The 24,264-nt window shown below is 47.1% G+C and carries 22 protein-coding genes; 21 read left to right on the top strand and 1 reads right to left on the bottom strand.

The window, feature by feature from the left end:
* Nucleotides 1–117: 117 nt before the first annotated feature.
* The 7 genes from ystJ (at nt 118) to ACXAJH_RS06760 (ending at nt 7,414) form a co-directional block, all read left to right on the top strand.
* Nucleotides 118–1,356 carry an NADP-dependent malic enzyme gene (gene ystJ, locus ACXAJH_RS06790; RefSeq protein WP_474993417.1) on the top strand — a complete coding sequence of 413 codons (1,239 nt, stop codon included), beginning with the start codon at nt 118–120 and terminating at the stop codon, nt 1,354–1,356.
* Between the two features lie 78 nt (nt 1,357–1,434).
* Nucleotides 1,435–2,028 (top strand): FadR/GntR family transcriptional regulator, encoded by a 594-nt coding sequence (locus ACXAJH_RS06785; protein ID WP_474993416.1) that lies wholly within the window; start codon nt 1,435–1,437, stop codon nt 2,026–2,028.
* Between the two features lie 100 nt (nt 2,029–2,128).
* The gene (accD, locus tag ACXAJH_RS06780) at nt 2,129–2,989 is read left to right on the top strand and encodes an acetyl-CoA carboxylase, carboxyltransferase subunit beta (protein WP_474969185.1); all 861 of its coding nucleotides are present in this window, start codon (nt 2,129–2,131) and stop codon (nt 2,987–2,989) included.
* The gene (locus tag ACXAJH_RS06775; protein WP_474969184.1) at nt 2,986–3,948 is read left to right on the top strand and encodes an acetyl-CoA carboxylase carboxyltransferase subunit alpha; all 963 of its coding nucleotides are present in this window, start codon (nt 2,986–2,988) and stop codon (nt 3,946–3,948) included. Before accD ends, ACXAJH_RS06775 begins: the two co-directional genes overlap by 4 nt.
* Nucleotides 3,949–4,168: 220 nt before the next feature.
* The gene (gene pfkA / locus ACXAJH_RS06770; RefSeq protein ID WP_474969183.1) at nt 4,169–5,128 is read left to right on the top strand and encodes a 6-phosphofructokinase; all 960 of its coding nucleotides are present in this window, start codon (nt 4,169–4,171) and stop codon (nt 5,126–5,128) included.
* Nucleotides 5,129–5,157: 29 nt separating this feature from the next.
* Nucleotides 5,158–6,921 carry a pyruvate kinase gene (gene pyk, locus ACXAJH_RS06765; protein WP_474971149.1) on the top strand — a complete coding sequence of 588 codons (1,764 nt, stop codon included), beginning with the start codon at nt 5,158–5,160 and terminating at the stop codon, nt 6,919–6,921.
* A gap of 100 nt (nt 6,922–7,021) precedes the next feature.
* Nucleotides 7,022–7,414: an FxsA family protein gene (locus ACXAJH_RS06760; RefSeq protein WP_474969182.1), complete on the top strand. Its 393-nt coding sequence runs from the start codon at nt 7,022–7,024 to the stop codon at nt 7,412–7,414.
* Nucleotides 7,415–7,446: 32 nt separating this feature from the next.
* On the opposite strand, the gene ytvI is transcribed toward ACXAJH_RS06760, so the two are convergent.
* Nucleotides 7,447–8,553: a sporulation integral membrane protein YtvI gene (ytvI, locus tag ACXAJH_RS06755; protein WP_474993415.1), complete on the bottom strand. Its 1,107-nt coding sequence runs from the start codon at nt 8,551–8,553 to the stop codon at nt 7,447–7,449.
* Between the two features lie 253 nt (nt 8,554–8,806).
* On the opposite strand from ytvI, the gene citZ reads away from it, so the two are divergent.
* From citZ to speD, 14 genes are all read left to right on the top strand, one after another.
* On the top strand, nt 8,807–9,925 hold the full coding sequence (gene citZ, locus ACXAJH_RS06750; RefSeq protein WP_474969180.1) for a citrate synthase: 1,119 nt from the start codon (nt 8,807–8,809) through the stop codon (nt 9,923–9,925).
* Nucleotides 9,926–10,028: 103 nt separating this feature from the next.
* Nucleotides 10,029–11,303, top strand: a complete 1,275-nt coding sequence (gene icd, locus ACXAJH_RS06745; RefSeq protein WP_474969179.1) for an NADP-dependent isocitrate dehydrogenase — start codon at nt 10,029–10,031, stop codon at nt 11,301–11,303.
* Between the two features lie 23 nt (nt 11,304–11,326).
* Complete coding sequence (mdh, locus tag ACXAJH_RS06740; RefSeq protein ID WP_027955163.1) at nt 11,327–12,265, top strand: malate dehydrogenase; 939 nt, start codon at nt 11,327–11,329, stop codon at nt 12,263–12,265.
* Between the two features lie 81 nt (nt 12,266–12,346).
* The gene (locus ACXAJH_RS06735) at nt 12,347–12,823 is read left to right on the top strand and encodes a MaoC family dehydratase (protein WP_474969177.1); all 477 of its coding nucleotides are present in this window, start codon (nt 12,347–12,349) and stop codon (nt 12,821–12,823) included.
* A gap of 214 nt (nt 12,824–13,037) precedes the next feature.
* Entirely contained in the window at nt 13,038–13,736 is a 699-nt protein-coding gene (locus tag ACXAJH_RS06730) for a response regulator transcription factor (protein ID WP_422875648.1), read from the top strand.
* Nucleotides 13,737–15,494, top strand: a complete 1,758-nt coding sequence (gene pnpS / locus ACXAJH_RS06725) for a two-component system histidine kinase PnpS (protein WP_474971151.1) — start codon at nt 13,737–13,739, stop codon at nt 15,492–15,494. It abuts the gene before it with no gap.
* Nucleotides 15,495–15,684: 190 nt separating this feature from the next.
* Nucleotides 15,685–16,653, top strand: a complete 969-nt coding sequence (gene hflK / locus ACXAJH_RS06720; protein WP_474993413.1) for an FtsH protease activity modulator HflK — start codon at nt 15,685–15,687, stop codon at nt 16,651–16,653.
* Complete coding sequence (hflC, locus tag ACXAJH_RS06715; RefSeq protein WP_474969174.1) at nt 16,650–17,579, top strand: protease modulator HflC; 930 nt, start codon at nt 16,650–16,652, stop codon at nt 17,577–17,579. Before hflK ends, hflC begins: the two co-directional genes overlap by 4 nt.
* Before the next feature lie 152 nt (nt 17,580–17,731).
* Entirely contained in the window at nt 17,732–20,371 is a 2,640-nt protein-coding gene (gene polA, locus ACXAJH_RS06710; RefSeq protein WP_474993412.1) for a DNA polymerase I, read from the top strand.
* Between the two features lie 16 nt (nt 20,372–20,387).
* Nucleotides 20,388–21,227, top strand: coding sequence for a DNA-formamidopyrimidine glycosylase (gene mutM, locus ACXAJH_RS06705; RefSeq protein ID WP_474969172.1), 840 nt, complete (start codon nt 20,388–20,390; stop codon nt 21,225–21,227).
* Nucleotides 21,228–21,271: 44 nt separating this feature from the next.
* The gene (locus ACXAJH_RS06700) at nt 21,272–21,868 is read left to right on the top strand and encodes a manganese efflux pump (RefSeq protein WP_474969171.1); all 597 of its coding nucleotides are present in this window, start codon (nt 21,272–21,274) and stop codon (nt 21,866–21,868) included.
* Nucleotides 21,869–21,880: 12 nt separating this feature from the next.
* Nucleotides 21,881–22,480, top strand: a complete 600-nt coding sequence (coaE, locus tag ACXAJH_RS06695; protein WP_474993411.1) for a dephospho-CoA kinase — start codon at nt 21,881–21,883, stop codon at nt 22,478–22,480.
* Nucleotides 22,481–22,610: 130 nt separating this feature from the next.
* Nucleotides 22,611–23,645 (top strand): glyceraldehyde-3-phosphate dehydrogenase, encoded by a 1,035-nt coding sequence (locus ACXAJH_RS06690; protein ID WP_027955173.1) that lies wholly within the window; start codon nt 22,611–22,613, stop codon nt 23,643–23,645.
* A 229-nt stretch (nt 23,646–23,874) separates the two neighbouring features.
* The gene (gene speD / locus ACXAJH_RS06685; RefSeq protein WP_027955174.1) at nt 23,875–24,252 is read left to right on the top strand and encodes an adenosylmethionine decarboxylase; all 378 of its coding nucleotides are present in this window, start codon (nt 23,875–23,877) and stop codon (nt 24,250–24,252) included.
* Nucleotides 24,253–24,264 lie beyond the last annotated feature (12 nt).

The following is a 24,264-nucleotide window of genomic DNA, read 5'->3' as shown; positions in this document are numbered from 1 at the left end:
CTAAGTCCATATTTTTGAAAATCTTTACACGACCTTATCATCTGTTATAATTAAGGAGTTACTGGTGGTCAGACCACCTGGGTCGGTTCTATCATTCATTTAAAGGAGCGTGTTGTTGTGTCAAATCTGCGAGATGAAGCATTGCATATACACCGGGTGAACAAGGGGAAGCTGGAAACACATTCAAAAGTACCTGTACGGAATGCTAAGGATCTAAGTCTTGCCTACTCCCCTGGAGTGGCTGAGCCATGTAAGGAAATCTACGACCATAAAGAAACGGTCTACGATTATACGATGAAGGGGAACATGGTGGCCGTGGTCAGTGACGGTTCTGCCGTGCTTGGACTTGGAAATATCGGTCCTGAAGCTGCTCTTCCAGTCATGGAGGGGAAAGCCGCATTGTTCAAAAGCTTTGCCGGTGTTGATGCTTTTCCTATCTGCCTGAACACGAGAGAGATCGATCAGATTGTGCAGACGGTGAAGTTGATGGAGCCCACGTTTGGCGGCGTAAATCTGGAGGATATCGCTGCACCAAACTGCTTCATTATTGAAGAGCGGTTGAAGAAGGAAACGAACATCCCTATCTTCCATGATGATCAGCACGGAACGGCTATCGTGACGGTCGCAGGTCTGATGAACGCTTTGAAGCTCACAGGAAAATCATGGTCGGATATTAAAGTGGTGGCCAACGGGGCAGGGGCCGCAGGAATTGCTATTATCAAATTACTTTATCATTTCGGTGTACGTGATATTATTATGTGTGATTCCAAAGGTGCTATCTTTGAAGGCCGCGACTACGGAATGAATGATGTCAAAGATGAAATTGCTAAAATTACGAATAAAGACCGTGTCGAAGGCGCTCTTGAGGAAGTCATGGAAGATGCTGACGTCTTCATCGGTGTATCTGTTGGTGGTTTGTTGTCCAAGGAAACGGTCTCCCGTATGAAGGATGACTCCATCATTTTTGCCATGGCCAACCCGGAACCGGAAATCATGCCGGACGATGCGAAGGAAGCAGGGGCTCGTGTCATCGGTACAGGACGATCTGATTTTCCTAACCAGGTGAACAACGTTCTGGCTTTTCCAGGAATCTTCCGAGGGGCTCTTGATGTACGCGCGACTCGAATCAATGAAAAAATGAAAATCGCAGCTGCGGAGGCGATTGCTTCCCTTGTAAGTGATGAAGAGTTGAATGAGGACTATGTTATTCCTGCTCCCTTTGACCCGCGTGTAGCTCCAGCTGTGGCAGCAAGCGTTGCAAAAGCTGCAATGGAATCAGGCGTAGCTCGTCATCATGTAGACCCTGAAGAGGTGGCAGAAAAGACGAGACAGCTCACTTTAATTGATGAAGAATAAGTGCCGGAAAAGGGGAAAGAGATCTTTCCCCTTACATATGGCCATAGGATAAAAGCGGGAAAGAGGTGTTCGGGTACGTTGACTAAACCACAAGGGAAGGTATATGAAGGGGTTTTGTATCAATTGAAAGCCTACATTGAGGAGAATCAATTGAGCCCTGGCGATAAGCTGCCTTCTGAACGCGAACTAAGCGAACAGCTCGGTGTAGGAAGGTCATCGATCCGCGAGGCGTTCCGCGCCATGGAACTGCTCGGTCTGATAGAAACCCGCCGCGGAGAAGGTACCTATATGAGATCCTACCGCCCGTATCATATGGTTGAACTGCTGTCGAACTTCCTGTTGACGGAAAAGAGGACAAAAGAGGAACTATTGACAGCTATGCAGATGATCGAAAAAGAAGTATTGACGATTCTGCAGCATAAACTGACCAGCGAACAGCTGTACCGTCTAAAAGACATCATAGAAGGACATGTTGGTAAGGAAAGGCATTACCATGTGTTTGACTATCTTTTTTCTACATGTGGGCAGGAGCTGCTTTTCTCCATGTGGCAGTTTATAGCCGGATTTACCAATACCGTACATCATGTGCACTATGATAAAAGCTGGTATGATTCTGTGGCGGAAGCCCTGCAGAAGGGCAGTACAATGGATATCATACAGCTCTATCGTTGAAAATGATGTCGAAACCATAACGACAAATTCAGTGGTATTACGCAAAGTACTTTTTGTATATTGAATAGAAAGGAAGCTTTGTCCCAAAGGAGGAATCACCTTGCTTAGAGACTTTTTCAGCAAGAAAAAAAGGTATGCATCCATACCAAGCCAGGAAGCCAAACAGGATGTACCGGAAGGTTTAATGCAGAAATGCCCCAACTGTCAAAAAATCTTCTATCGTAAAGAATTAAATCGGAATATGAATGTCTGCCCATATTGTGATCATCATCACCGCCTCAATGCCTATGAACGGATTGAGCATTCGTTTGATGAGGGTACGTTTACCGAATGGGATAAGCATATGATTTCCAGCAACCCGCTCGGCTTTCCAGATTACGAGGAGAAATTAGAGAAAGACCGGTTGAAATCCGATCTCAATGAAGCTGTAGTCACTGGGAAAGCCCGGATGAACGGCCTTGAGGCGGCTGTAGCTGTCATGGATGCCCGGTTCAGAATGGGAAGTATGGGGTCCGTGGTCGGTGAAAAAATAACGAACGCCATTGAAAAGGCCCGCGAAGAAGGAATTCCATTTATCATCTTTACGGCATCCGGGGGCGCACGTATGCAGGAAGGAGTCCTCAGTCTCATGCAGATGGGAAAAACTTCTGTAGCGCTGCAGCGCCTTCATGCAGATGGAGGTTTGTTTATTTCTGTCATGACTCACCCGACTACAGGCGGTGTATCCGCCAGTTTTGCTTCCCTTGGTGATTATAACTTTGCAGAACCTGGAGCTTTGATTGGTTTTGCGGGACGAAGAATTATTGAACAGACCATCCGGGAAAAACTGCCGGATGATTTTCAGACGGCTGAATTTCTGTTGGAGCATGGCCAGCTGGACCGTGTTGTCCACCGCCATGAGCTGAGAGAGACACTGACAACTGTTCTGGATCTTCACGCAGTAGGAGGAAGCCGGTTATGAAACACGTGTTAGAATTTGAAAAACCAGTCATCGAACTAAGAGAAAAAATTGTAGATTTGAAACAGCTCACAGACAGCAGTGAAATGGATTTAAGCGATGAAATCGCCAAGCTGGAAAAACGTCTGGAAAAACTGGAAACGGACGTTTATGATCGGATGGCACCATGGGACAGAGTCCAAATGGCCCGCCATCCGGAACGGCCCACGACTCTTGATTATATTGAGCACTTATTTACAGATTTCCTGGAGCTTCACGGGGATCGTACATTCGGTGATGATGCGGCAATCGTTTCCGGAATTGCCAGATTCAATGAACAGCCCGTCACAGTCATTGGTCATCAGCGGGGGAAGGATACGAAAGAAAACATCCGGCGTAACTTCGGGATGCCTCATCCGGAAGGCTATCGTAAAGCGCTTCGTTTAATGAAACAGGCAGAGAAGTTCAAGCGCCCGATCATTACGTTCATCGATACGAAAGGCGCTTATCCAGGGAAAGCAGCAGAAGAACGCGGGCAGAGTGAAGCGATTGCCCGCAATTTGATGGAAATGGCCGGCTTGACTGTGCCCATCATCTGTATTGTCATTGGTGAAGGAGGAAGTGGTGGAGCTCTCGGACTCGGCATCGGAGATAAAATTTTCATGCTGGAAAACTCCACGTATTCCGTTATTTCTCCAGAAGGAGCATCGTCCATTTTATGGAAGGATGCAGGTCTTGCTCAGGAAGCTGCCGAATCGATGAAGATTACTTCCTACGACTTGAAGAAATTAAACGTCATTGACGGTGTCATCCCGGAAGTGAGGGGTGGAGCCCACCGCGATGTCGAGACACAGGCGCAGGAAATTAAGCAGGTCCTGACCGATTCCCTGAATGAACTTCACACCTTGAATCATGATCAACTGTTGGAGAATCGTTTCAAAAAATATAAAAACATTGGCGATTACTCATATCTTGATTTATAATGATAGGGTTGAAATATAAAGGTCCGTTATTGGAAGGTCGCACATTTCGTGCGGCTTTTCGCATCTTTACAGGATGGTAACGTTATCACGGGAAAAAGAATGGTCCAGCTGTGCAGAAAAGGGTAGACTGTAAAGGGAGTCCTAGAGATCAGGGGGACTGAGGTTTCAATTCATCTTTAGTTGGAAACAACATAAATAGATTACTTTTGAGGTGATGAGAATGAAAAAAATTGGAGTACTTACGAGTGGTGGAGACGCCCCGGGTATGAACGCGGCCATCCGTTCAGTTGTCAGGAAAGCGATCTATCATGACATTGAAGTGTACGGGATCAAGTACGGTTACCAGGGTTTGATCGACGGTGATATCGAAAAAATGGAACTTGGATCCGTGGGTGACATCATTCAGCGTGGAGGAACCAAGCTTTATTCTGCCCGTTGTGAAGAGTTCAAAACCGAAGAGGGTCAGTTGAAAGGGATTGAACAATTAAAAAAACATGGCATTGAAGGCTTGATAGCTGTCGGTGGTGATGGTACCTTTATGGGGGCTAAGAAACTTACGGAAAAAGGCTACCCATGTATCGGTGTACCAGGAACGATTGATAACGACATACCTGGAACTGATTTCACAATCGGGTTTGATACAGCATTGAATACCATTATTGATGCCATCGACAAAATTCGTGATACAGCTACGTCCCATGAGCGGACGTTCATCATAGAAGTCATGGGCCGCGATGCAGGGGACCTTGCCCTTTGGGCTGGACTTGCAGATGGTGCGGAAAGTATCATGATTCCGGAAGCGGAAGATGAGCTGGGAGATATTATCGATCGTCTTCGAAGAGGACATGAACGTGGCAAGAAACACAGCATTATCATCGTTGCCGAAGGCGTCTGCACCGGAGGCGAGCTTGCCCGCCGCATTGATGAAGCTGCCGGCTTGGAATCCCGTGTCACTGTACTGGGGCATACCCAGCGCGGAGGATCCCCGAGCGCTGCAGATAGAGTTCTTGCAAGCCGCTTAGGCGCTTATGCCGTCGATCTGCTTCTCGAAGGTAAAGCAGGCCGCATGGTCGGTATCCAAGCGAACAAATTGGTGGACCATGACATTGTGGAGATTTTGAACGCCAAGCATACGGTTGACCTTGATATGTATCGTCTTTCCAAAGAACTATCTATATAAACGTAAGAGGCACTAGAGGAGGAAATAATATGTTTAGAAAAACAAAAATCGTCAGCACGATTGGACCAGCGTCTGAATCTGTAGAAAAGTTGACACAGCTTATCGAATCAGGGATGAATGTTGCCCGTCTGAACTTTTCACATGGAGATTTCGACGAACATGGTGCACGTATCACAAACATTCGTGAAGCTTCAAAAGCCGTAGGGAAGACTGTAGCGATTCTTCTGGATACCAAAGGTCCGGAAATTCGTACCGGTTCTCTAAAAGGTGGAGAGTGCTACCTTGAAAAAGGATCCACAACGTACGTATCCATGAAGGATATCGAAGGGGATGCAGGGCGTTTCTCTGTAACTTATTCCGGTCTCATTAACGACGTACACCCTGGATCCAAAATTCTTCTTGATGACGGTCTTGTGGAACTTCAGGTGGAAGAAGTGGACAAGGAAAATGAAGAAATCAAGACAACGGTCCTTAACAATGGACCATTGAAAAACAAAAAAGGCGTCAACGTTCCAAACGTTAGCGTCAACCTGCCTGGTATTACAGAAAAAGATGCCAAGGATATCGAGTTCGGTATTGAGCAGGGTGTTGACTTCATCGCTGCATCTTTCGTACGCCGTGCGTCTGATGTTCTTGAAATCAAAGAACTTCTTGAGAAGCATAACGCCAACCACATTCAAATCATTCCAAAAATCGAGAACCAGGAAGGTGTCGACAACATCGACGAAATTCTTGAAGTCAGTGATGGATTGATGGTTGCCCGTGGTGACCTTGGTGTTGAAATTCCAGCAGAAGATGTACCTCTTGTACAGAAGCAGTTGATCCGCAAATGCAATAAAGCCGGCAAACCGGTTATTACGGCCACACAAATGCTTGATTCCATGCAGCGCAACCCACGTCCAACGCGTGCGGAAGCTTCTGACGTAGCCAATGCCATTTTTGACGGCACCGATGCGATCATGCTTTCCGGCGAAACAGCTGCTGGTGACTATCCGGTGGAAGCCGTCCAAACGATGCATAATATTGCTTCCAAAACAGAAACAGGCTTGAACCACGTATCCCTGTTGCAGGACCGCTCCAAGCACAGTGATATGACGATTACAGATGCCATCAGCCAGTCTGTTACGCACACAGCGATCAACCTGGATGCAGCCGCCATTGTTACGCCGACTGAAAGTGGACATACCGCCCGCATGATCTCCAAGTATCGTCCAAAAGCTCCGATCGTAGCGATTACGTCTGACGAAGAGGTCAACCGTAAGCTTTCACTTGTATGGGGAGTGTATGCAGTCATGGGGCCGCGCGCGTACTCTACGGATGACATGCTAGACGTTGCGGTTGAACGCAGCCTTGCTTCCGGCCTAGCTGACCGCGGGGATCGTGTCATCATTACGGGTGGTGTACCTGTTGGAGAGAGCGGTACAACCAACCTGATGAAAGTTCACGTTATCGGTGATGTTTTGGTCAAAGGCCAGGGTGTCGGCCAGAAGAGCGCGTATGGTCGTGCCATCATCGCTAAAGATGCTCAGGATGCCATCAACCGTGTAGAAGACGGTGATATCATCGTGACTCACGGAACAGACCGTGACATGATGCCTGCCATCGAAAAAGCGGCAGGAATCGTTACACTTGAAGGCGGTCTGACTTCCCACGCAGCCGTTGTCGGACTAAGCCTTGGTATCCCGGTTATCGTGGGCGTACCAAATGCTCTTGAACTGATCAAGGATGGTTCCGATCTTACCATCGACAGTTCCCGTGGTGACATTTACGAAGGACATGCAAGCGTCCTGTAATAGATAGAAGGAAAGGCAGGGATGAGATCCCTGCCTTTTATTTTTTACCTTACAGCTTTAAAAAGGTATAATGGAGGAAAGGAAAAGAAGGGAAGATGCTATGTTTCGCTGGTTATTCATCCTCATATTGATCATACCCGCATTGGAAATCGGTCTGCTGATCGGGGCCGGAAATGTCATCGGTCCATGGTGGGTCATCCTTCTGATCATCAGTACGGGGGCCCTGGGAGCCTGGCTTGCCAAGAAACAAGGGATGGAAACGATCCAGAATGTCCAGCTCTCTATGCAGCAGGGGCGTATGCCTCAGGATGCTTTATTGGACGGGGCTTGTATCCTTGTAGGAGGAGCTGTCCTGTTAACGCCTGGGTTCATTACAGACGCCGCAGGATTCATCCTTCTCCTGCCCATGACGAGAACGCCGTTAAAAGGACTTGTGAAACGGGCGATTCAGAAAGCAATGGATAAAGGAACCGTGACCATTTACAGAAAATAAAAAGACTCCATTTCCGTTCTGGAAATGGAGCTTTATTTTGCTGTAATAAAATGAAAGAGTTCTTTAAAAGCTCCAGTCCTCTTTAATGTCTGAATGACCATCAGCAAAAGCGGACTGAGCATGATTCCATAGACGCCGAGAAGTTGAAAGCCCGCCGCAAAGGTAAGCAGCAGGACAATGGGGGGGACACCGAATTGATCGGCCATCAGCTTGGGCTCCAGAAGCTGCCTTGTCGTAACGACGACAGCATATAGAACAGCAAGCCCAATCGTCATTGGGAAATCTCCAGAAAAAAACTGGAACAGCATCCATGGAATGAAAATCACCCCTGTCCCCACATAAGGAATGAAGTCGACCAGACAGGCGGCAGCCGTTACCGTGAGAGCGTGGGGAGCATCAAGCAGATAGAGTCCGCTGCCTATAATGAGGGTGCTGATGCTTACAAGCATACATTGAGCTCTGATCAGTCCTTTGAATGTCTTTCCGATTTCAACACGCACCTGTTCGGCACGGTCCAGGACAACAGCTGGAATAATCCTCCGGAAAGGCCGGTGAATCGCTTCCCAATCCTTACTGAAGAAAAAAGTACCGATCATAACGATACCTGTGTAAGCTAAAGAAGTCGGAATCATCCCTGCGATATACCGGATACCTTCGAACACCCCGCTTAACAAATCCATACTTACCCGTCCCGCCTGACTCTGCACCGCCTGCAGGTATTCATCAATGGAAGAGGTCACGATTCCGGAGTGCTCCAGAGAGGACTGCAGTCTTAACGTCAACGGTTCCGCCCATTCTCTTCCTTGATTCATTATAAACACTGATAAAGCAGCTGCCTGAGCAGGGAGGTCTGTGGAATAGTGCTGAAATCCCTTGATCAGCTCAGCTACCACAAGGGCGAAGATGCTGAGTGCAAGCAGGGTGAACATCCCGAGAACAAGTAGAATAGAAAGGAAACGGGGCAGACGAAGCCTGCGGGATATCAGAAGGATGAAAGGACGAAGAAGTGCTGCAAAAAGGTAGGCACTCAGAAAAGGATGTAAATAATTCCATAGGAACAGGAAAAGCATAGCTGCTGCCGTTAAGCCTCCAAGAAGCAGAACGGACCTTAAAATGATGGAAATAAGGTGGTTGGTCAACTCCGGCACCCTCTTTTTTCGATGTGGATTGTAAGACTTCTGCCCTGTTTGCACCCTGTTCACTAAGGGAATAAAAGGAAAAAGGTTCGATAAATTCCATCAAAATTAAACGGTTTCAATTCACATTCTCTTCAGAATACTTTATAATTGTTTGTGGGGTCATTTTCCTATTAAGGAATTCTGTTAAATGTAAAGCGTTTTCTTGTCAAACGGACAAGCATTCGTTTGGAACTTTTCGAAAGGGAGAGATTGTATGTCATCATCAACTAAAGGTCTTGAAGGGATTACAGCAACGGAATCATCCATCAGTTCCATCATAGACGATAAGCTTACGTATGTTGGGTACGATATCGATGATTTAGCTGATAACTCAAGCTTTGAAGAAGTGATCTACCTTCTTTGGAACTTAAAGCTTCCTAATTCACAGGAATTGAAAGAGTTCAAAGAAGATTTAATTTCCAATATGGATATTCCAAAAGAGGTCATTGATCATCTTAAATCCTATGATTTAACGACCGTTCATCCAATGGCTGCCCTGCGTACAGCCGTTTCAATGCTCGGTCTGTACGATTCTGAATCCGATGTGATGGAAGAGGAAGCGAACAACCGCAAGGCGCTTCGTCTGCAGGCGAAAATTCCTACTGTGGTCACGGCTTTTGCCCGGATCCGTAAAGGGAAGGAGCCTGTCTCACCTAAAAAAGAACTCAGCTTTGCAGCGAATTTCCTTTACATGCTAAATGGAAAAGACCCGGAAGATCTTGAAGTTGAAGCCTTCAACAAAGCGCTTGTCCTGCACGCAGACCATGAATTGAACGCATCTACATTCACAGCCCGTGTTTGTGTTGCCACTTTATCCGATGTATATTCCGGTGTAACAGCGGCTATCGGGGCACTGAAAGGACCGCTTCATGGTGGTGCCAATGAGCGTGTGATGAAGATGCTTACGGAAATTGATAGTGTGGAAGATGCCGTACCGGCCATTGAGAAGAAACTTGAAAACAAAGAGAAAATCATGGGGATGGGCCACCGTGTCTATCGTTCCGGTGATCCACGCGCCAAGCATTTGAAAGAGATGTCCCGTGAGCTCACAAAGCTGACCGGCCACTCCAAATACTATGAAATGTCTATTAAGATTGAAGATTATATCAAGGAAAACAAAGGACTGCCGGCAAACGTGGACTTCTATTCTGCTTCTGTCTATCACAGTCTTGGAATCGATCACGATTTGTTCACGCCGATATTCGCCGTCAGCCGTGTGTCTGGATGGCTTGCTCATATCCTTGAACAATATTCCAACAACCGCCTGATCCGTCCTCGTGCGGAGTATGCAGGGCCTAAAGGCCAGACGTACACGCCGATTGAAGACCGTTAATAACCGGCAGTGAAGTTGTACCGGCTTTTTATTCATCCTATTTTAACGTATGATAGAATAGGATGAATCATCCATGATTACAGAAAATTTAGGAGGGTTTATTTTGACACAAGCACAAAAAATCGCAGTAGAACAAAACGGAACATTAAACGTACCTGATCGTCCGGTGATCCCATATATTGAAGGTGATGGTATCGGTCCTGACATCTGGGCAGCAGCCAGCCGCGTCATTGAAGCAGCTGTAGATAAAGCCTATAATGGTCAGAAATCGATTGAGTGGAAAGAAGTCCTTGCTGGTCAGAAAGCTTATGATCAGACAGGGGAATGGCTTCCGGAAGCTACACTGGATACGATCCGCGATTATAAGATTGCAATCAAAGGACCTCTGACGACTCCAATCGGTGGTGGAATCCGTTCCTTGAACGTAGCGCTGCGTCAGGAATTGGATCTATTCACATGTCTTCGTCCGGTCCGCTACTTCAAAGGCGTCCCTTCTCCGGTAAAACGTCCTGAAGATACGGATATGGCAATCTTCCGTGAGAATACTGAAGATATTTATGCAGGTATTGAGTGGCAGAAGGGCACTCCGGAAGTCAAAAAAGTCATCGATTTTCTGCAGAACGAAATGGGTGTACATAACGTTCGTTTCCCTGAAACTTCCGGTATCGGTATCAAACCAGTATCTGAAGAGGGTACGAAACGTCTGGTCCGTGCGGCGATTGATTATGCGATCAACGAAGGACGCAGGAACGTAACGCTTGTCCACAAAGGAAACATCATGAAGTTCACAGAAGGTGCCTTCAAGACATGGGGTTACGAAGTAGCGGAAGAAGAGTATGCAGGCAAAGTCTTTACATGGGCTGAATATGACCGCATCGTTGAGAAAGAAGGCAAGGATGCAGCCAACAAAGCTCAGGATGAGGCGGAAGCGGAAGGCAAAATCATCGTCAAAGATGCGATAGCTGACATTTTCCTTCAACAGATCCTGACACGTCCGAAAGAATTCGACGTCGTTGCTACGATGAACTTGAACGGAGATTATATTTCTGATGCTCTTGCTGCTCAAGTCGGCGGGATCGGAATTGCTCCTGGAGCAAATATTAACTTCGAAACCGGCCATGCTATTTTTGAAGCGACTCACGGTACCGCTCCTAAATATGCCGGGCTTGATAAAGTGAATCCATCATCTGTCATCCTGTCCGGTGTCCTTATGCTTGAACACCTTGGCTGGAGAGAAGCGGCTGATCTTATTGCTCAATCCATGGATAAAACCATTGGAAGTAAGGTCGTTACTTACGACTTCGCCCGTATGATGGAAGGGGCAACAGAAGTGAAATGTTCAGAGTTTGGTGACGAACTGATTAAGAACATGGACTAATGGCAAGTGGAAGGAGAGGAACGATGAGTATTCAAAGAAGGAAAATCTCTGTCATCGGTGCCGGATTTACTGGTGCAACGACGGCATTAATGCTTGCTCAGAAGGAACTTGGGGATGTCGTCCTTGTAGATGTTCCGGATATGGAAGATCCGACGAAAGGGAAGGCACTGGATATGCTGGAAGCCAGCCCTGTCCAGGGGTTTGACGCGAAAATCCAGGGAACTTCGGACTATGCGGATACGGAAGGTTCCGACCTGGTGATCATTACCGCCGGTATTGCCCGGAAACCCGGGATGAGCCGTGATGATCTTGTCAGCACCAACTCCAAGATAATGAAGAGCGTAACGAAAGAGATTGTGAAAAACTCCCCGGACTGTTTCATCGTTGTATTGACGAACCCTGTCGATGCGATGACCTACTCCGTCTTCCAGGAAGCCGGTCTTCCTAAAAACCGGGTCATAGGTCAGTCCGGTGTTTTGGATACAGCCAGGTTCCGTACGTTCGTGGCAGAGGAATTGAACATTTCCGTGAAGGACGTCACAGGCTTTGTGCTCGGCGGCCACGGGGACGATATGGTACCAATGCTTCGTTATTCCTTTGCGGGAGGTATTCCGCTTGAACGCCTGATTTCAAAAGAGCGTCTCGAGGCGATTGTCGAACGCACGAGAAAAGGGGGAGGAGAAATTGTAGGTCTGCTTGGAAACGGCAGCGCCTATTACGCTCCTGCCGCTTCTCTTGTTCAAATGGCCGAGGCGATCTTGAAGGATCAGCGTCGTATTATCCCAGCCATCGCCTACCTGGAAGGTGAGTACGGGTATGACGGTATTTACCTCGGTGTGCCTACCATCCTTGGTGGTAACGGTATTGAGGAAGTCATTGAGCTCGAATTGACAGAGGAAGAAAAACAACAGCTGGATCAATCAGCTGACTCTGTTAAAAATGTCCTCCATGTATTAAAATAAAGAAGAGAAGGGGTTCGGGGATATCTCGGACCCCTTTTTTACACCAAATAAGCAAACGCTTTCAAAAAAGGAGTGGCTGCCATGATTGGGAAGAAAAGAAAACTCGGCAGAAAAATACAGGCTTTGAAAGTAGGCGATACTTTTACAACCACATCGAGAGTAGAAGACCGGGATCTGCTTATCTACCTTGGGCTGACCGATGATGCAAATCCGCTTTATATTCAACATGATTATGCATCCCAGACCCCCTTCAAACAGCCGATCGTACCCAGCGTTATGCTGTGTGGTATGGCATCATCCATCGTGTCCATGCATCTTCCGGGACCGGGGAGTCATATCATACATCAGCAGTTAAGTTATCCCCACCCTCTTTACCACTATGCAGAAGTCCGGTTTCATGCTGAAATAACGGATATTAATCATCAGGAACATTACGTCGTTGTGGATATGCACGGATATGACGAGGAAGGAAAAGAAGTCATCAAGGGACAACTGACGGTTATTCCGCCATATGAGCCGGCCTCTATGAATGCCGTTTCTCTCGAAAACTTTTATTGAGTCATTCTCTCGTCTTATGGACAAGCTCTCTCAAACAGGCCTGCGGGGTTTTATCCCGCAGGCCTGTTTCTTTAATGGGTGTAGAAATAGAGTCTTCACGTATGAAGACAGGAATTGGGACTATATTAAAATTAAGTAAAAATCATAAAGATCCGTATTCAAAATGTAAACTTCATTGTATGATGAGATTAACTTTGCAGTTGAGGTGATGGGATTGGAACAACAAAGAATACTAATTGTCGATGATGAAGAATCCATCGTGACATTGTTGAAATACAATATAGACCAGGCAGGATTTGAAACGGAAGTAGCCTATTCCGGAACGGATGCGCTTGAAAAAGCATCAAAATCCACGTTCGACCTCATCGTTCTGGACGTTATGCTTCCAGGGATGGATGGCATGGAAGTGTGTAAACAGCTCCGTCAGATGCAGGTGTCCACGCCGATTTTGATGTTAACAGCCAAGGATGATGAATTCGATAAGGTGCTCGGCCTGGAGCTTGGGGCGGACGACTACCTGACGAAACCTTTCAGTCCAAGAGAAGTTGTCGCTCGGATTAAAGCGATCTTAAGAAGGATGGTACGCGAACCGGCCGGTCCGGAAATGAAAATGATTCAAGTGGCCGATTTGGTGATTTATCCGGAGCAGTATGAGGCATCCATTAAAGACAAGCCTCTGACATTCACACCAAAGGAGTTTGAACTGCTTCTCTATTTAGGGCAGAACCTCGGACGTGTCTTATCCAGGGACCAGCTGCTGAGCGCGGTCTGGAATTATGATTTTGCTGGAGATACCCGTATTGTTGATGTCCACGTCAGTCATCTGCGGGAGAAAATTGAACCGGACACGAAAAAACCGGTGTATATCAAGACGATCCGCGGCCTGGGCTATAAGATGGAGGAGCCGAAATAAATGGCTTCCTCCAATACAAGACCACTCATGACATACTCCGTACTCGTCGTCATCGTCATGCTTGGTCTTGGTGTCATTCTTGCCCAGCTGACGCGCGGGTATTTCATAAACATTTTTGAAGAGCGGGTGGAGCTTGAAAGCCGGTATTTCGTCACCTACCTGGAGAGATTCACGGATGAAGAGGATGTCAGTCAGGATGAACTTTTAGAATTCAGTGATCAGCTGAATACCGGAATGGTCTTCATTTCAGATGATGGTGATACACTGCTGGATACTGTGGAGGCTGTTCCCATTATCAGTAATAGTGAAAAACAGCATATCCTGACTAGAGTGAAGGCCGAACAGATTGAAGATAATGAAGGGTACTTGATCGACAATATCTTTTATTATTCGGTTGATAACCAGGTCAACGATGTCGACGGGACGCTCATTCTCCTCTCGCCGGTCAATTCTTTAACCAACATTACAAAGAACATCTGGCTGTTGATCGGATGTACACTGTTAATCGGACTGGTGATAATCTTCGTTCTTGGCTACAATGTCTTTTCAAAATACATCCGTCCGATCCGTTCGGCAGCTGATGTAGCGAATGAACTGGCAGAAGGGAATTATAAGGCGCGCACGTATGAAGGGCACTTCGGTGAAGCTGGTCAGCTTAGTCAGTCGATTAATATCCTTGCGCGCAACCTTCAGGAAATGACCAGTACGAAGGGGATGCAGGAGAACCAGCTGGAAGCAGTTATTAACAATATGGGTAACGGTCTGATGCTGATCGATGAAAAAGGGTACATCCTTTTGACCAACCGTGCCTTTATGGAGACTTTCGGCGGGGAGCAGAAGGATTACATCGGATATCTTTACCACGATGCCATTCCATATACGACCATTCATGAGACGGTTAAAAAGATTTATATGTTTGAAGAAACCATCAGTGAAACATTTGTGCTCCCGGTCAATATCGATCGGAAACACCTTGAGGTCACAGGAGCCCCTATTTTCAGTGAAGGCCGGAAATGGAAAGGCGTTGTGCTGGTCTTTCATGATATTTCAGAATTGAAGCATTTGGAGCAGATGAGAAAGGACTTTGTGGCTAACGTCTCCCATGAGCTGAAAACACCGATCACCTCCATCCGCGGGTTTTCAGAAACGCTTCTGGACGGCGCAATGAAGGATGAGCAGATGCTGGAGCAGTTTCTTCAGATTATATTGAAGGAAAGCGGTCGTCTTCAATCTCTTATTCAGGATCTCCTGGAGCTGTCCAAACTGGAGAGGGAAGATTTTCTTCTCAATATTGAGAAAGTCGATGTCCAGCGTCTTCTACACGATCTTTTACCCATTGTCGGGCAGCATGCTGAGCAAAAAGGCGTGCACCTTCAGGCATTTGTGGAAGGGGAAACCATTATCCGCGGAGATTCCAGTCGTTTAAAACAGGTGTTTATGAACTTACTGGCCAATGCGATTAACTATAGTCGTGATGATGGAGGGGTTTCATTAACATTTAGAGAAAAAGAAGAAACGGTGATGATTTCCGTGTCTGACAATGGTGTAGGTATTCCGGAAGACGAGGTTCCGAGGATTTTCGAACGCTTTTATCGTGTGGATAAGGCAAGAAGCCGGAATTCTGGTGGTACAGGGCTCGGTCTGGCTATCGTCAAGCATATCGTAGAAGCCCATCACGGAAACATCCACGTGGAGAGTGTAGTAGATCAAGGGACGACCTTCCATGTTGAAATTCCGAAGAAGTTTACGGAAAATTAATATTTCATTAAATTGGCATTAACAATGTTTCGATAAAATATCTTTGAAACCCTTTCATCCAAGGTGTTTTCTCTTATTGGCAGAAGCTTCCCTCGCTTCTGTCTTTTTTTATGTCAAAAAACGAGGTTTTGAAACCTTTTTGTTACAGTTTCGTAAATATTAGTAATCTACATATAAAGGGGAAATCGACATGAGTCTGAAACAGATATATAAGTGGGCCGGCTTAATTGCCGGGGCGGCGGTCCTGCTTGTCGTATTCATGACCACATGGTACACCGTTGATGAGTCCGAGCAGGCGGTCGTGCTTACGTTCGGAGAAGCGGAGGATGGCATTACAGAGCCCGGTCTTCATTTTAAGATGCCGTGGCCTGTGCAGGAAGTAGAGAAAATGTCCAAGGAAACATTCAGCCTTGATTTTGGTTTTGATGAAGAGGGAGAAGAGGCTGATAAAGTGACGATGATTACAGGAGACGACATGATCGTGCAGGCGGACCTTGTCGTTCAATGGAAAATCACCGATCCGTCCGGTTACTTATTTGCATCGGAGAACCCTGAGCAGGTGCTGTTTAACGCCACCTCATCCACACTGAGAGGGGTCATAGGCAGCAGTGAAATTGACGAGGCGCTAACATCAGGAAAGGCTGAAATCGAAAACGAAGTAAGAGAAGACCTTGTCCGTCTGATTGAAGGCTATGAGATTGGGATATCCATCATAGACGTCCGTCTGCAGGAGGTGGACCTGCCCAACGAAGACGTCCGCAGTGCCTTTACAAAGGTGACGGATGCGCGTGAACAAAAACAAAGCAAAGTGAACGAAGCTGAAAAGTATGCCAACCAGATGCGGGAGGAAGCCAAAGGTGAAAAAGATGCCATTATACAAAGAGCAGAAGGGGACAAGGTGGACAGGGTCCGCACAGCGGAAGGAGCGGTGTCCAAATTTGATGCACTGCTAAGTGAATATCAAGGTAACGAAAGTGTAACAAGAGAGCGTCTTGTCATGGAAACGCTCGAGGAAGTCCTGCCTGAAGCAGATGTGTATGTGATGAACGATGATGGAGATACGATGAAGTACCTTCCTCTTCAGCAGCAGAATCAGCCTGCCGCACCTGCACAGGAAGGTGGCGAGGAAACAGAACAAGAAGAGGAGGAGCAATCATGACCGACGATCGAATTCAGGATATCAATGAAAAGCAGCAGAAGGATTTTCGGAAATTCATCAAAGGCGGCCTTGCTTTAGTAGCTGCTGCCGGCTTGATATTGATCGCCCTCAGTTCTGTGGTGATTGTCAAAGAAGGGGAATATAAGGTAGTAAGGCAGTTCGGTGATGTCATTAAAATCCACGAAAGTCCCGGCTTGAAATTCAAGATACCGATGATTCAGGAGGTATCCACGCTTTCTCAAAAGAAAATGGTGTATGACGTGGATGAGAAGGAAATCACCACGCTTGATAAAAAAAGGATGATCATTGATAACTATGCTGTCTGGAGTATCTCTGACCCTGAGAAAATGATTTCCAATGCGAGAACAATGATGAGTGCGGAAGCGCGGATGGGAGAATTCATCTTTTCGATCGTCCGGGCGGAACTTGGGAAAATGAATTTTTCTGAAATCATCAATGAGGAAGAAAGTTCACGGGGAACATTGAACGAAGAAATTGCCAAGCGGGTGAATGAATACCTGGATCGTGATAATTACGGTATAGTCGTGGATGACGTCCGTATTAAGCGTTCGGATCTTCCTCAGGCGAACGAGGAGGCCGTGTTCAATCAGATGATCACGGACAGGGAGAAAATTGCCCAGACGTATTTGTCGGAAGGGGAAGCGGAAAAAAGCCGGATCCGGGCTTCTGTGGATAGAGAAGTCAAAGAGATGCTGTCTACAGCCAGGGCCGATGCGGAAAAGATCCGGGCGGAAGGTGAACAGGAGGCTGCGCAGATTTATAACAATTCCTTCTCTGAGGATCCTGAATTTTATCAATTGTACCGGACGCTGGAGTCATACAAGAAAACCATTGACGGTGAAACAACGATTATTCTGCCTCAGGGATCACCATACGCCGACCTGCTTCTCGGCTACTACGAATAACGGCGGGGTGCGCCTTTTCCTTCTCTCCATGAATCATGGTAGAATGAAGGAAAAGGCGTTTTCTTTAAGGGAACACTGGAATAATTACACTGGAAAATGCAGACGCTCCTCTTCACAGGAGAGAAAGGCATTTCCAGTTAAGGAGTGAGTTTATGGCTGAGAAAGTTGTATTGATTGATGGAAACAGTATTGCTTACCGGGCCTTTTTTGCCCTGCCGCTGCTGAATAATGATAAAGGTGTATACACGAACGCCGTCTATGGTTTTACGACAATGCTGCTTAAAATACTGGAGGAAGACCAGCCCGATCATCTTCTTGTCGCATTTGATGCCGGGAAAACGACTTTTCGTCATGAAACGTACCAGGAATACAAAGGTGGAAGGCAGAAAACACCATCTGAGCTGTCCGAACAGTTTCCTGTACTTAAGGAACTGCTCGATGCGTTTGGAGTGAAATATTATCAGCTTCCGAACTTTGAGGCAGATGATATTATCGGTACGCTGGCGACCCAGGCTGGAGAGAAAGGTCATGAGGTGAAGGTCATCTCCGGAGACAAGGATCTTCTACAACTGGTTAATGATCAGATCACGGTCAGCCTTACGAAGAAAGGGATTACGAACGTCGATACATATACCCCTTCTTTCCTGATGGAAAAAATGGAGGTGCGGGCAGATCAGATTATCGACTTGAAAGCCCTTATGGGAGATAACTCCGATAACATCCCGGGTGTTCCCGGTGTTGGAGAGAAAACAGCCGTTAAGCTGCTGAAGCAGTTTGATACGTTGGAAAACCTGTATGAGAACCTGGACGAGGTCAGTGGTAAAAAGCTGAAAGAAAAGCTGGAGACAAACCGCGGCAATGCTTTCATGAGTCAGCAGCTCGTAACCATCGAGAGAAATGCCCCGATTGAAGTCAGCGTCGATACGATTGGCTATGAAGGATATCAAACGCAGCAGGTGAGCGGTTTCTTCAAAGAACTCGGCTTCCAGTCACTCCTTCCGAGGATCCAGGAAGGGGGAGAAGGAGAGTCTGTCGCAGAGGCGCTGCCGGAGATCGATGTTGAGGTTGTAGAAGAGGTAACTTCTGATTTATTCACTGGTGCAGAAGCCCTTGTCGTGGAAATGCTTTATGAAAATTATCATACCGCTCCAGTTGAAGGGATTGCCATCGTCAATGACGATTCCAAAGTCGTCGTTTCCATGGAGAATGCGGTGAAATCAGAAGCATTCGTCTCCTGGGCGGAGGATGCGTCCAAGGAAAAATGGGTCTTCGATGCAAAACAGACCGCTGTAGCTCTCATGAGACATGACGTGGACATCAAAGGGATCAGCTTTGATCTGCTTCTTGCTTCCTACCTGCTGAACCCTTCTGAAAATAATCATGATATTCCCGCCATCGCCCATCGAATGGGGGAGACCGCGGTCCAATATGATGAAGAGGTCTACGGAAAAGGAGCGAAAATGAAGCGACCGGACGACGATCAGGTCGTCTACGAGCATATTGCAAGGAAGGCTGCCACCCTGTATAAGCTGAAAGGGAATATGGAGGAACAGCTGAAGGCTAATGAACAGTTTGAGCTTCTCGTTGAGCTGGAAATGCCTCTGGCTGTTATTCTCGGACGTATGGAGCACCGGGGCGTCTCAGTGGATGTCGGCCGTCTGCAGGAAATGGGGGCAGAGCTTGAAGAGCGTTTGAATAAAGTAGAACAGGAAGTCTATGAGCTGGCGGGCGAAGAGTTCAATTTGAATTCTCCAAAACAGCTTGGACCGATTTTGTTCGAAAAACTCGGCCTTCCTGTCATTAAGAAAACGAAAACAGGCTATTCCACCTCCGCAGATGTATTGGAACAGCTGGAGGATCAACACGAAATCATTTCTAAAATTCTGTTGAACCGTCAGTTGTCCAAGTTGAAATCCACCTATATCGAAGGACTGCTGAAGGTCGTTCATGAAGATACCGGTAAGATCCACACCCGTTTCAATCAGGCGCTTACCCAGACAGGACGGTTGAGTTCCACGGATCCGAACCTGCAGAACATTCCGATCCGGCTTGAGGAAGGACGGAAAATCCGCCAGGCGTTCATTCCGTCCAGAGAAGGCTGGGTCATGTTTGCCAGTGACTATTCCCAGATTGAACTGCGTGTGCTCGCTCACATTGCAGGGGATGAGAAGTTGATTGAAGCATTCCGGGCGGATAAGGACATTCACACGCAGACCGCCTCGGAAGTCTTCGGCGTGCCGGCTCCGGACGTTACGGGTGACATGCGCAGACAGGCGAAAGCCGTCAACTTCGGCATTGTCTATGGAATCAGCGATTATGGTTTGTCTCAGAGTCTCGGTATTCCGAGAAAAGAAGCGCAGGCGTTCATTGATAAATATTTGGAAAGTTATCCGGGAGTCAAAACCTACATGGAGGAGTCTGTCCGTGAAGCGAAGGAAACGGGCTATGTGCGGACGTTCATGAACCGCCGGCGTTATCTTCCGGATATTACAAGCCGGAATTTCAATAAGCGCAGCTTTGCTGAACGGACGGCAATGAATACCCCGATTCAGGGAAGTGCGGCCGATGTTATTAAAAAAGCCATGATCGATCTGGAAGAAAAGCTCCAGGAAGAAAAGATGGAAGCAAGAGTTCTCCTGCAGGTGCACGATGAACTCATCATTGAAGCGCCGGAAGCCGAAATTAAAAAGCTGGAAACGCTCGTCGCAGACGTTATGGAGAACACCGTAGAGCTTGATGTACCATTGAAAGTGGATTCCTCTTATGGAAATACATGGTACGATGCGAAATAAGTAAGGAGAATGAAAGATGCCGGAATTACCAGAAGTGGAAACTGTAAGAAAAACTTTAAAGCATTTAACCGTAGGAAAAGAAATAAAGGATGTCTCCATTTTCTGGGGGAACATCATTAAACAGCCGAAGGATCCCAATGCCTTCGGTGACCTGCTTAGAGGACAGTCCATCATCGATATCGATCGTAAGGGGAAGTTTCTCATTTTCCACCTTGATGACATTGCCCTCGTTTCCCATCTGCGGATGGAGGGGAAATTCGGCGTTTATGATGGAACACTTGAGAAACCGAAGCATACCCATGTGATTTTCCATTTTACAGATGGAACAGAGCTCCGCTACAACGATGTCCGGAAGTTCGGGACGATGCATGCGTTTAAAAAGGGCGAGGAAGCCTTGAATAAACCACTGGTCCAGCTCGGTCCCGATCCTTTTGACGAAGCTTTCACCCTCGATTATTTTCATCAGAGGCTGCTGAAAACGAGCCGCAACATGAAGGCGGTGCTCCTTGATCAGTCCATTGTTGCCGGTCTTGGCAATATCTATGTAGACGAAGCGCTGTTCCGAGCCGGACTTCACCCGGAGAGAATTGCCAATACATTGACGAGAGAAGAGGCCGAAAGCATCCGGGAAGCGAGCATCACTGTCATTCTGGAGGCGATTGAGCAGGGAGGCACGACGATACGCTCCTACTTAAACAGCCAGGGTGAAATCGGAATGTTCCAACAGCAGCTCCGTGTGTATGGAAAGCAGGATATGGAGTGCCTGAACTGTGGGACACCGATTGTTAAAACGAAAGTTGCCGGCAGGGGCACGCACGTCTGTCCAGTCTGCCAGCCGCTTCACGTATCTGAATAAACAGCCATATACTATCCCACTTCCATGTTAAAGGAGTGGGCGGTATGGGCATCGGGATGTTCATTTTTTTATTTGTGACAGCCGTGAGTGTCGACAGCTTCGGGATTGGCTGTGTGCTCGGGTTGAAAAAAGTAAAACTCGCATTCTGGGGCATTGTGGTGATTGCCTCTGTTTCAGGTATGGTTTTTCTTCTTTCCTCCTACTTTGGTCAGCTGCTCGTTCATGTTGTCAAACCGGAGATGGCGGAAAAGGCTGGAGCGGTGGCCTTAATTGCCATCGGCATTTATTTTTTAAGACAGTTTTTTAAAAAACATACTGAGGATCAGCAGGACCCCTGGCTGAACCCTGCAAAAGTTTTGAATGATCCGGTGACCGCTGATGTGGATAGGTCCGGAGGGATTCAAGGAAAAGAAGTGTGGCTGCTTGGAACCGCCCTCTCCCTTGATACTATAGGGGCGGGCATCAGCGGAGCGCTGATCGGTCTTCCCGTTCTATTGACGGGTGGGCTTATCGCTTCATCCACGTTTCTCATGCTTGGAACTGGGATGATGGCCGGTGCAAAACTGACGAACAGGGTGGAAAGCATCTCCATTCTCCCGGGGGTTCTATTAATAATCATCGGCTTGATCAAGCTATCGTAAAGGAAGGGTTTTATGACACTGGTCATTGGTTTAACCGGTAGTATCGCAAGTGGAAAAAGTACCGTATCCCGCATGTTCGATGAGTGGGAGATTCCTGTCATCGATGCGGATCAAATATCAAGGGATGTCGTCCGCCCCGGTGAGCCCGCCTATGAGGACATCGTACGGGTTTTTGGGAAAGACGTCCTTTTTGATGATGGAACACTGGACCGGAAAAAGCTCGGGAAGGTGATCTTCAGCAGTGAAGAACGAAGGAAAGAACTGAACGGCATCGTTCACCCTCGTGTCCGGGAAGAAATGATCCGGCGGCGGGAATCTTATAAAACAAAAGAAGCAGATGCTGTCGTCCTGGATATTCCCCTTCTATATGAGAGTGGACTGACGGATTATGTAGAAAAGGTGCTTGTCGTTGCGGTCGATGAGGAAACGCAGCTCCAAAGGCTGATGGAACGGGATGGCTCATCGAGGGAAGATGCGCAGGAGCGGATCGCTTCGCAGATTCCTGTCACCCGCAAAGCGGAAATGGCGGATGCGGTGATCGATAATAATGGAACAAAAGAGGAAAGCTTTCTCCAATTAAGAGACATACTTCACCGGTGGGACCTCGTATAATAACACGTCTGAGAAAGACGTGTTATTTTTGTGTAAAATTATTGAACCCACTTCAAAAGCGCTTACAATATGTTATACTATTCCTAGAAATGATCCAAAAAGTATATCATATATAGGGGGCTGGAACATCATGGGGAAAACAAAGATCGCCATTAATGGCTTGGGAAGAATCGGACGTATGGTATTCAGACAGGCGGCAGTAGATGATACCGTGGAGCTTGTGGCTGTCAATGCCAGCTATCCTGCTGAAACGATCGCTCACATGGTGAAATATGACAGTGTTCATGGACGATTCGACGGAGAAGTACGTACGATTCCTGAAGGGTTAATGGTAAATGGGAAGAAAATCAAGCTCTGTTCTACGAGAAACCCGGCTGAGCTCCCTTGGAAAGAGCTTGGTGTGGACATCGTAATCGAAGCTACCGGGAAGTTCCGTACGAAGGATGAGGCTGCTCTCCATCTGGATGCAGGCGCAAAAAAAGTCATCATTACAGCTCCGGGTAAGGAAGTCGATGCGACCATTGTGATGGGGGTCAATGAGGATTCCTATTCCCCTGAAACGCATGATGTTATTTCCAATGCTTCCTGCACGACCAACTGTCTGGCGCCGGTAGTCAAAGTGCTGGAAGATGAATTCGGTATTGAAAACGGCTTGATGACGACGGTTCATTCTTTTACCAATGATCAGAAGAACCTGGATAACCCTCACAAGGATCTGCGGAGAGCCCGAGGGTGTACACAGTCGATCATACCGACCTCCACAGGAGCAGCCAAAGCCCTGGGAGATGTCATTCCAAGTATGAAGGGAAAGTTGAATGGAATGGCTTTACGTGTACCGACACCGAACGTCTCTTTAGTGGACTTAGTCGTCGATCTAAAGAAAGCGGTTACGAAGGAAGAGTTGAATGAAGCGTTCGCATCTGCCTCACAGAGGGACATGAAAGGCATTCTGGAGTACAGCGATGAACCTCTGGTATCCATTGATTACACGACCTCTCCGTCTTCCGCCATCATTGATGGGCTGTCCACACAGGTGATGGAAGGCTCAAAAGTGAAAGTGCTTGCCTGGTATGATAATGAGTGGGGCTACTCCTGCCGCGTTGTTGATCTGGCCAAATATGTGGGAAAATTATTGAAACAGGAAAGGACGGCGAGAGTGTCTTAAAAGACGCCTCTGATTCCAGGTGAAGACTCTTCACGGCCCTTTTCAGGCTTCTTAAATATATCTTGCAAAAACGGGATAAACCCTTTATACTTTCTTTTGAACTTCTGAATTTCAAAAATCTTCATGTCTACTCAAAGGGTTAGGACCTCTCAGGACTAACTTTCCCCCGTGGTAGTACATGGCCGCAATTTCAGAGGGGAAGAAGTTAATGTACAAAGGGGGATCCGTTATGGATACAATGGGAAGACACGTAATTGCTGAACTATGGGATTGTAATGAATCAAAATTGAACGATATGTCGTATATAGAACAGGTTTTTGTTGATGCTGCACTGAAAGCCGGTGCAGAAGTGAGAGAGGTGGCTTTTCACAAGTTTGCCCCTCACGGTGTTAGTGGAGTTGTTATCATTTCAGAGTCACATCTGACGATACACAGCTTCCCGGAGCACGGATATGCAAGCATTGACGTGTATACGTGTGGAGACCGGATCGATCCGAATGTAGCTGCGCACTACATTGTGGAAGCTTTGGAAGCCGGCCGGAATGAAACGGTTGAAGTACCAAGAGGAATGGGTCCTGTAGAAGTCAAGGAAGCCCGTGCTCTGTAAACGCACAAAACG

It is taken from the genome of Halobacillus sp. ABD4_316, from assembly GCF_056161385.1.
Note: the sequence above shows the minus strand (reverse complement) of the source record. Positions and strands in the feature narration are given on the sequence as shown.

Excerpts from the sequence above, each read along its gene's own strand:
- ACXAJH_RS06775 (WP_474969184.1), top strand. The coding sequence starts at position 2,986 with ATGAAACACGTGTTAGAATTTGAAAAACCAGTCATCGAACTAAGAGAA.
- pfkA (WP_474969183.1), top strand. The coding sequence starts at position 4,169 with ATGAAAAAAATTGGAGTACTTACGAGTGGTGGAGACGCCCCGGGTATG.
- pyk (WP_474971149.1), top strand. The coding sequence starts at position 5,158 with ATGTTTAGAAAAACAAAAATCGTCAGCACGATTGGACCAGCGTCTGAA.
- ACXAJH_RS06760 (WP_474969182.1), top strand. The coding sequence starts at position 7,022 with ATGTTTCGCTGGTTATTCATCCTCATATTGATCATACCCGCATTGGAA.
- citZ (WP_474969180.1), top strand. The coding sequence starts at position 8,807 with ATGTCATCATCAACTAAAGGTCTTGAAGGGATTACAGCAACGGAATCA.
- mdh (WP_027955163.1), top strand. The coding sequence starts at position 11,327 with ATGAGTATTCAAAGAAGGAAAATCTCTGTCATCGGTGCCGGATTTACT.
- ACXAJH_RS06735 (WP_474969177.1), top strand. The coding sequence starts at position 12,347 with ATGATTGGGAAGAAAAGAAAACTCGGCAGAAAAATACAGGCTTTGAAA.
- pnpS (WP_474971151.1), top strand. The coding sequence starts at position 13,737 with ATGGCTTCCTCCAATACAAGACCACTCATGACATACTCCGTACTCGTC.
- hflK (WP_474993413.1), top strand. The coding sequence starts at position 15,685 with ATGAGTCTGAAACAGATATATAAGTGGGCCGGCTTAATTGCCGGGGCG.
- hflC (WP_474969174.1), top strand. The coding sequence starts at position 16,650 with ATGACCGACGATCGAATTCAGGATATCAATGAAAAGCAGCAGAAGGAT.
- polA (WP_474993412.1), top strand. The coding sequence starts at position 17,732 with ATGGCTGAGAAAGTTGTATTGATTGATGGAAACAGTATTGCTTACCGG.
- mutM (WP_474969172.1), top strand. The coding sequence starts at position 20,388 with ATGCCGGAATTACCAGAAGTGGAAACTGTAAGAAAAACTTTAAAGCAT.
- ACXAJH_RS06700 (WP_474969171.1), top strand. The coding sequence starts at position 21,272 with ATGGGCATCGGGATGTTCATTTTTTTATTTGTGACAGCCGTGAGTGTC.
- coaE (WP_474993411.1), top strand. The coding sequence starts at position 21,881 with ATGACACTGGTCATTGGTTTAACCGGTAGTATCGCAAGTGGAAAAAGT.
- ACXAJH_RS06690 (WP_027955173.1), top strand. The coding sequence starts at position 22,611 with ATGGGGAAAACAAAGATCGCCATTAATGGCTTGGGAAGAATCGGACGT.
- speD (WP_027955174.1), top strand. The coding sequence starts at position 23,875 with ATGGATACAATGGGAAGACACGTAATTGCTGAACTATGGGATTGTAAT.